The 1,035-nt window shown below is 70.3% G+C and carries 1 protein-coding gene and 1 pseudogene; one reads left to right on the top strand and one right to left on the bottom strand.

What is annotated here, in order from left to right:
- On the bottom strand, positions 1–216 hold a 216-nt coding region (locus A5698_RS27775; RefSeq protein WP_502688860.1), incomplete at its 3' end, for a 2-oxoadipate dioxygenase/decarboxylase family protein.
- Between A5698_RS27775 and A5698_RS29240 the strand changes: the two are divergent.
- Positions 145–1,035 (top strand): annotated as a pseudogene (locus A5698_RS29240) (2-oxoadipate dioxygenase/decarboxylase family protein); the annotation flags it as partial. The gene A5698_RS27775 and the pseudogene A5698_RS29240 sit on opposite strands and share 72 nt — an antisense overlap.

The following is a 1,035-nucleotide window of genomic DNA, read 5'->3' as shown; positions in this document are numbered from 1 at the left end:
CAGATCATAGAAGCCCACCGGGTACATGCCGAACGCCTCGAACAGGTCGGCGACGTCGGCGAGTTCGGCGGCGCTGCCCACCCGGATCGCACCGTGCCGCTCGGCGGTGACGCGTTCGAGCGAGCCGAAACGCTCGGCGTCCGCAGCGCCGCCGAACTCGCCGACGTCGCCGACCTGTTCGAGGCGTTCGGCATGTACCCGGTGGGCTTCTATGATCTGCGTGAGGCGGCGGCGCCGGTTCCGGTGGTGTCCACGGCGTTTCGCCCGATCGATCCGGATGAGTTGGCCCGCAATCCGTTTCGGGTGTTCACGTCGATGCTCGCCACCCCCGACGCCCGCTTCTTTCCCGCCGAGCTACGCGGTCGGGTCGAGCAGTTCGTGGCCCGTCGGCAGCTGTTCGACCCTGCGCTGATCGCCGAGGCCAGGCGCATCGTCGCCGCGGGCGTGGTCGACCGAGCCAGGGGTGAAAGGTTCGTCGCCGCCGCGGTGGCCGCGTTCGCCTTGTCGCGCGCACCCATCGACCGCGGATGGTACGAGGAACTCAGCAGGGTCTCCGCCGTGGCGGCCGACATCGCGGGCGTCACCACCACCCACATCAACCACCTCACACCGCGGGTGCTCGACATCGACGAGTTGTACCGCCGGATGACGAATCGCGGTATCACGATGATCGACGCGATCCAGGGCCCACCGCGCGTCGACGCACCACCGGTGCTGTTGCGGCAGACGTCTTTTCGCGCGCTCGCCGAGCAGCGGCGCTTTCGCGAGCCGGACGGCTCGGTGTCGGAGGGCGTGCTGCGGGTGCGCTTCGGCGAGGTCGAGGCCCGCGGGGTGGCGTTGACGCCCCGAGGCCGCGAACGCTACGACGCCGCGATGGCCGCACCGGATCCGGCCGCCGTCTGGGCTCAGTACTTCCCGGCCACCGACGAAGAGCTGGCCGCATCAGGGCTGGCCTACTACCGCGGCGGCGACGAACCTTTCACCCCTGGCTCGGTCGACCACGCCCGCGGCGACGATGCGCCTGGCCTCGGCGAT

The organism is Mycobacterium sp. E136, from assembly GCF_001666865.1.
Lineage (GTDB): Bacteria > Actinomycetota > Actinomycetes > Mycobacteriales > Mycobacteriaceae > Mycobacterium.
Note: the sequence above shows the minus strand (reverse complement) of the source record. Positions and strands in the feature narration are given on the sequence as shown.